General features: G+C 64.4%; 9 protein-coding genes. 2 read left to right on the top strand and 7 right to left on the bottom strand.

Annotated features, from left to right (window positions below; translation table 11 throughout):
- From ACFE65_RS17355 to ACFE65_RS17335, 5 genes are all read right to left on the bottom strand, one after another.
- Positions 1–341 (bottom strand): phage integrase N-terminal SAM-like domain-containing protein (locus ACFE65_RS17355; RefSeq protein WP_375383612.1); only part of this gene is annotated, 341 nt, incomplete at its 3' end.
- 174 nt (positions 342–515) lie between these two features.
- Entirely contained in the window at positions 516–1,034 is a 519-nt protein-coding gene (locus ACFE65_RS17350) for a DUF4142 domain-containing protein (protein ID WP_375383611.1), read from the bottom strand.
- A gap of 17 nt (positions 1,035–1,051) precedes the next feature.
- Entirely contained in the window at positions 1,052–2,047 is a 996-nt protein-coding gene (locus ACFE65_RS17345) for an SDR family oxidoreductase (protein WP_375383610.1), read from the bottom strand.
- A 200-nt stretch (positions 2,048–2,247) separates the two neighbouring features.
- A complete protein-coding gene (locus tag ACFE65_RS17340) occupies positions 2,248–2,907 on the bottom strand; it encodes an HAD family hydrolase (protein WP_375383609.1) in 660 nt (219 codons plus the stop codon).
- 190 nt (positions 2,908–3,097) lie between these two features.
- Positions 3,098–3,721 carry an HAD-IA family hydrolase gene (locus ACFE65_RS17335; RefSeq protein WP_375383608.1) on the bottom strand — a complete coding sequence of 208 codons (624 nt, stop codon included), beginning with the start codon at positions 3,719–3,721 and terminating at the stop codon, positions 3,098–3,100.
- Here ACFE65_RS17335 and ACFE65_RS17330 point away from each other — a divergent pair.
- Entirely contained in the window at positions 3,605–3,916 is a 312-nt protein-coding gene (locus tag ACFE65_RS17330) for a hypothetical protein (RefSeq protein WP_375383613.1), read from the top strand. The genes ACFE65_RS17335 and ACFE65_RS17330 overlap by 117 nt on opposite strands.
- A 44-nt stretch (positions 3,917–3,960) precedes the next feature.
- A complete protein-coding gene (locus tag ACFE65_RS17325) occupies positions 3,961–4,281 on the top strand; it encodes a hypothetical protein (RefSeq protein ID WP_375383607.1) in 321 nt (106 codons plus the stop codon).
- A 149-nt stretch (positions 4,282–4,430) separates the two neighbouring features.
- Here the strand turns inward: ACFE65_RS17325 and ACFE65_RS17320 are convergent, their stop codons facing one another.
- The gene (locus ACFE65_RS17320) at positions 4,431–5,633 is read right to left on the bottom strand and encodes a molybdopterin-dependent oxidoreductase (protein WP_375383606.1); all 1,203 of its coding nucleotides are present in this window, start codon (positions 5,631–5,633) and stop codon (positions 4,431–4,433) included.
- Between the two features lie 73 nt (positions 5,634–5,706).
- Positions 5,707–6,353: zinc-binding dehydrogenase (locus ACFE65_RS17315; RefSeq protein ID WP_375383605.1), on the bottom strand; the 647-nt coding region annotated here is incomplete at its 5' end.

Below are 6,353 nucleotides of genomic sequence, written 5' to 3'. Positions count from 1 at the left end.
TCGACGCTCAGCACGTCGGGCAGCTTCCGGGGACGATGCGCCAGCACCAGACGACGCGACAGATCGGCTCGATCGAGCGTCACGCCGAACAGGAAGCGCAGCGCCGACACCGATCCGTTGATCGTGCCTTCACCGACACCGTGTTCGCGCTGGTGAAGCTGGAACTGCCGCACATCCTCGGCGGTCGCGGTGTCAGGCGACCGGGCAAGGAAGCCTGCGAAGGCGCGGACGTGGCGAACATAGTCGTGCTGTGTCCGCGAGCCCATGCGGCGCATCGCCATGTCGTCGAGCATCCGCTGACGCAGCGGGGTAACGGGTCGATCGGTCGGTAGCGTCGCCATGACAGAGTTCCTCTCGTTAAAGAAACTCCATCGTCTGCCGCCGTCGCGGGACCAAACCTCACCGCATGCGAACTACATCACCGCCAATACCACTGCCGCGCAGCGGCTTCGTGCATTGGGTCATAACTTCTTCCGGGTCGAGCTCAGAACAAGTGGTCAGAACAGCGCTGACGTTTAGGACCCACCCAGCTTGGCCTGCATCTGCTCGGCCATGGCGAGGTGCCCGGCGATAATCGGGACCGCCGCCGTCGCTGCCTGCCGGACTGCAGGGGTGTCGCCATTCGCCGCGTAGTGCTGTGTCGTCGTGAGCGCCGACCGGTGCGCCAATGCCTGGTGCCGCCAGTAGACGCGATCGAACTCAGGCCCGCGCAGGCTCTGCAGCGCGCCGAGCAGCGGTGCCAGGTCTGCGCCGACCGTGCCCATCGGTGGCGGTTCGACGCCAGCGCTCGCCGTCGCCTGACGCAGTGCTTGACCAATCTGGCCGTGATCGCGCAGCATCTGCTGCGCAAAGGCGCGGACCTGAGGGTCGGCGCTCTGGGTCAGGGCGGTGTCGGCCTCCAGCATTTCGAAGGCATCGGACTGCGCCGCCGCCTCGACATAGTTGCGGGTCAAGGCCGATCCCACCTTCTGCCCCACAGCCGATGTGGAGGCGAGGGCCGCGACGATCGCGACGAGGCAGACGGTCTTGCGCATTGTCGTTCTCCTCACGCTCATGGCTGACCCTGGCCGCCGCCGGCGCCATAGATGTTGCCAGTCGTATAGCTGCCGTCGTCCTCGGCAAGCCGGACGTAGATGCCGGCGAGTTCAGCCGGCTGCCCCGGTCGGCCGAGCGGTGCGGTCGCGCCGAACGTCACCACTTTACCTGGCTGCGCCCCGCCCGAAATCTGCAGCGGCGTCCAGATCGGGCCGGGCGCGACACCGTTGACGCGGATGCCCTTCGATCCGAGCTGCTTGGCAAGCGATTTCACGTAGTTCATCGTCGCCGCCTTGGTCTGGGCATAGGCATAGAGGTCGGGCGAGGGGTCGTAGGCCTGCTCGGAGGTGGTACCGATGATGACCGAGCCGGGCTCCAGATGCGGTAGCGCCGCCTTGATGATCCAGAACGGCGCGTAGAGATTGGTCTTCATCGTGCGGTCGAACTCCTCGGTGGTGACGTCGAGGAGCGAGGGGATGGACTGCTGCCGCCCGGCGTTCATCACCAGCGTGTCGAGGCCGCCGAGCGCTGACATCGCCCGCTCGACCAGTTGGCGACAGAAGACTTCGGTACGGATGTCGCCGGGGATCGGCGCAGCCTTCTGACCGGCGCGGCGGATCAGGTCGACGACCTCGCGCGCGTCCGCTTCTTCCTCGGGCAAATAGTTGATCGCGACGTCAGCACCCTCACGCGCAAAGGCGATAGCGGCGGCGCGACCCATGCCGGAATCGCCGCCGGTGATAAGCGCCTTGCGACCCTTCAGTCGGCCGCTGCCGACATAGCTGACCTCGCCATGGTCGGGGCGCGGGTCCATCTTGCTGGCAAGGCCGGGCCAAGGCTGCGACTGTGAGGCGAACGGCGGCTTGGGATACTTGTCTCGCGGGTTCTGCTTGCCGCCGCGTGGCGCTGCTCCTTGGGCGGTCTGCGCCGCGGCGGCGGCAGGCACAGCGATCGCGGCGGCGGCGCCAATCGTGGCAGCGGTCATGACTTGGCGGCGGGTGGTGTCTGTCACGGCTGATCTCCCCTGGTTGCACGCTCAACACCAAAGGGTGGCATGGGTTTCCGAAGACATCGCAATATGTTGCGGATTACCGAAGCTGGCGCGAGCTGAGCCTCTTTGTCCGGGTCCGGTCGAGCATGCGCCTGACGTTGCGGTCGAGCACGGGCACCATCCCGGGCGGCTGCGGCGCTGGGTGAGTTCTGCCTCGGATTTCAGCGGGCGAGCCTCGAGGTCTCAAACTGCGCCAGCAGATCGCGGGTGCTGGCGTAGATCCCAATCGCACTCGCCTCCACCAGCACGGCCTCGTCGAACCCGCCGGAGAGGAGGGCGATGGTCGACACACCCGCCTTCGCGGCTGACCTGACGTCGTACGGACTGTCGCCAACGGCGATCGCTTTGTCTGCCTCCACTCCTGCCTTGCGGAGCGCGACCGCGAAGATGTCGGGCGCGGGCTTAGACGTCTTCACGTCGTCGATGCTGGTCGTCGCCGCGACAATGTTCCCAACATCGAGGAGGTTGATGTAGTGCTCCAGCTCCTCCTGGCTCGCCGACGAGGCGAGGACGACATTGCGCCCTTTGGCGTGTACCCTCTCGAGTAGCTCGCGCGCGCCGGGGAAAGGCTTCACCCGCCCCAGGAACAGCTGCTTGAAGAGCCTGCCATGCCCGTCAGCCAGCGTCTTTTGCTCAGGCTTCCCGAGCTCCGGCAGAAGCGCCGGCACGAGGTTGTCGCCGCCCTTGCCGATCTGGCCGTGGATACGAGCACGGTCGATCTCATGACCGCTTTCAGCGAAAATTTGATGCCACGCCTCAACATGAAGGTCATTGCTGTCGACGAGCGTGCCGTCGATGTCGAACAGGACAGCCTTGATCATCTTGCCGTCTCCATGGAAGCCACGAGCCCAGTTTGGCGGATCGGCTCGACCGTGTCTTCAGGATCTTCAGGCACTCCTCAAACTGCCGCGGTCGGTTCACGCTCGAACGACTCGGAGAGCTATCGCTCACGCTGTGGTTGCTCGTATTCGGCGTTACTGATCAGCGTTGGCGCGAGGTGAGGCTGCATTGTCAGGACGAGAACAGCAGGTCTGGCAATTCGGAGAGGTCCTTTATTACTGCGTTGGGGTGCCAAGCGGGATCGAGGGGCTCACCTTCCCGATCAATCCAGACTGATTGAATGCCGAGTTCCAGGCAGACCTTTAAGTCGGTGAGCTGCCCCATGCCTACATGGATGGTCTCGTCCTTGGAAACGCCCATGGTGTCATAAGCGTGAAGGAACAGCCGGTGATCTGGCTTATACGCTTGGGCCTGCTCGGCCGTGACGACGTAATCTATGGGCGTGCCGATCGCACTCACGGTGCCGGCGATGAGGCTGTCCCCGGTGTTACTGATGATGGCGACCTGATAGCGTTCACGCAGGCGGGTTAGCGCGGCAGGCACCTCGGGGTGGGGATTGATCCTCCCCAGGATAGCGAGCAACGATTGCAGGTCCGACGCTGAGGCTTCGTAACCGGCTTCGGACAGCGTTTGATCCAGGCTCGCGCGCAGCACCGCTTCGTAGTCGCGAAAGGGGCGTTGCTGCTGATGGTCCACTGCAATGGCACGCAGGCGATCCGCGAACGCGACAACCTGATCATGCGAAGCGCCGGCTGGCATGTGCCGATCCAGGATCAGGCGAGCGGCCTTTCGCACCGCATGATGCCATCGCACCAAGGTGCCGTAGCAGTCGAAGGTGATGACCTTGGGCAGCGGATCGAGCTTGAGAATGGGATGGTCTCCGACGATGCCGCCGCACTCATGCAGCGGCAGGGTGGTTTGGCAAGTCGGTGGAGCAAATCGCTTGCCGTCTCCTTTTTCGACAGTCGCGGCCGTTTGATAAGCAGTTAAGGTCAGGCCGGCTTCGTGGCTGCCGGCAGCATCGAGAAAAGCGCATGGGTGACATGGTGATCGTGGCGTATCGGCCGAAGCCTGGGAAAGAGGACGAGCTACTGGCGCTCACCCGTGACCATGTGCCTGAACTACGCCGGCTTGGTCTTGCGACAGATCGCACGACGCTCGTCATGCGATCGAAGGATGGGATCATCGTGGAGGTTTTAGAGTGGCTGGACGGCGCGATCAACGCCGCCCATACCAACCCGGACGTGCTCGCCATGTGGGAACGCTACGGTGCTGTTTGCGAGTATGTCCCGCTCCATAAGCTTCCGGATGCCCGCGACCTGTTCGCCCAATTCGAGCCGATCGGCTTAACCTGACACCACCCGGATCCCCGATGAACGATCCCTATTGAGAAATCCGGGGGGGGTGGAGGAAGGCATCTGCCGGCCGATCGGCGCGTCCCGACATGAATAAGTGGCCGAAGCTGAAAAGCTAGCATTGAGCCGCGAACGGCCGAAATTGGGTCTTATCGCGCCTTGACTGTGACGCGGTGCCAGGCCGTCGAGAGATAGCCGGCGAAGTTCCAGACGTCTTTGGGATGCTCGGGCTGCAACTGTCCGGCTCCGTCGACGGCGCGCACCACCAACTCGTGACGGCCGGGCGCCAAGTCCGCCTCGCACTGCCAGCGCTGCCAAGCGTCCGGTGCGTCATCCCCGTCGACGAACCGCGCCCTGACCCAATGCCCGCCGCCATCGAGCGACACGTCGACACGCGCGACCCGGCGACCATAAGCGAGTGCGTAGCCGCTGATCGTGAGCACGCCGGCGTCGACGGTATCGCCGTCGCGGGGCACGCAGATGGCGGAGTTGACCGGCATGGCCTCGATCACCAGCCCGGTCCTCCAGTCAATGTCGCGACCATCCTCATATGGTGGGAACAGCTTGTAGTCTTTGGCCTGGATCGGCGCATCGCTGGGCTCGTCGCGCAGCTCGATCCGGGTCAGCCACTTGGCGCTGCGCACCCCGGCATAGCCAGGCACCACCAACCGCATGGGTGCGCCGTGTGCCGGGCTCAGCGGTTCGCCGCCGATCGCCCAAGCGATCAGCACGTCGCCTGCCATTGCGCGCTGTAGCGTGATCGAGATGCCGTAGGGGTGAGTCTCGCCCTCGACCTCGTCCACATCGGCGGCGGTGCAGGCGATATGACCGTCGCGGCGGTCACCGACGCCCAGTTCATGCAACACGTCCGCAAGGCTGACGCCGGTCCAATCGACGTTGCCAATCGCGCCGACATCCCACGGGTCGCCGTTGGTCTTGCGAACCGACTGAAAGTCCGCGCGGCGATTGCCTGCGCACTGCATAGCAGACACGATGCGGCGCTCGGCAAAGCTGGCCTTCAGATCGGCAAGTGTGAAGACGGCGTGGCGTAGGCCAACGCCGCTGAACTCGATCGCATGATCGCCGCCAAGGTCGGGTGTCGCGCCGTGGCTGCGCACATAGAGTAGCGACTGCGGGGTGAGGTAGTGCTCGATCAGACGGTCCGAGAGCGGCTCGGCATTAAATGGCTCGCGCTGCCGAACGATGAAATCCGCTTCATTAAGAGCATCCATACTGCCCGCTCCCGTGATGATCACTTGCCTGACGCATAGCGGCGACTGCAGCGGCTGGCCATGAACGAACGTCGCGCTTAGGGAAGCCTTGGAGCGGCTGAGCGGCAGCTTGTGCGTCATTGGCGCGTCCGACCTTTAATAAGCGAAATCACACGCGCCAAGTATCAGCAAGGAAACACCACCGTGGCGCCGTCTAGCCGTGCGGTCGCATAACGACCTTGATGACGCCGTCCTGCTTGTCGCGGAACTTGGCGTACATCTCGGGCGCGTCCTCAAGGCTGGCCGGGTGGGTGATGACAAAGCTCGGGTCGATCGCTCCTGCCTCGATCTTCTCCAACAGTGGCTTGGTATAGCGCTGGACGTGAGTCTGGCCCAGCTTGATCGTCAGTCCCTTGTTCATCGCCGCGCCGAGCGGCAGCTTGTCGCCCATGCCGACATAGACGCCCGGGACGGAGACCGTGCCACCCTTGCGGCAGCTCATGATCGCCTGGCGCAGCACGTGGACGCGGTCGGTGGCGAGGAACACCGACGCCTTCACCTTGTCCATGACCGCGTCGGCGGCACCATGACCCGCGGCCTCGCAACCGACCGCATCAATGCAGCTGTCCGGCCCGCGACCCTTGGTGCGCGCCTGCAGTTCGTCGAACACATCCGTCGTGCTGAAATCGATCGTCTCGGCGCCGCCGGCTTCGGCCATGGCGAGGCGCTCGGGCACCTCGTCGATCGCGATCACCCGGCCGGCGCCCATCATAAGGGCAGAGCGGATCGCGAACTGGCCGACCGGGCCGCAGCCCCAGATCGCAACCGTATCGCCAGGCTCGATCTGCGCATTCTCTGCGG

The organism is uncultured Sphingomonas sp., from assembly GCF_964237335.1.
Lineage (GTDB): Bacteria > Pseudomonadota > Alphaproteobacteria > Sphingomonadales > Sphingomonadaceae > Sphingomonas.
The sequence above is the reverse complement of the archived record's forward strand: the minus strand, read 5'-3'. Positions and strand labels throughout refer to the sequence as shown.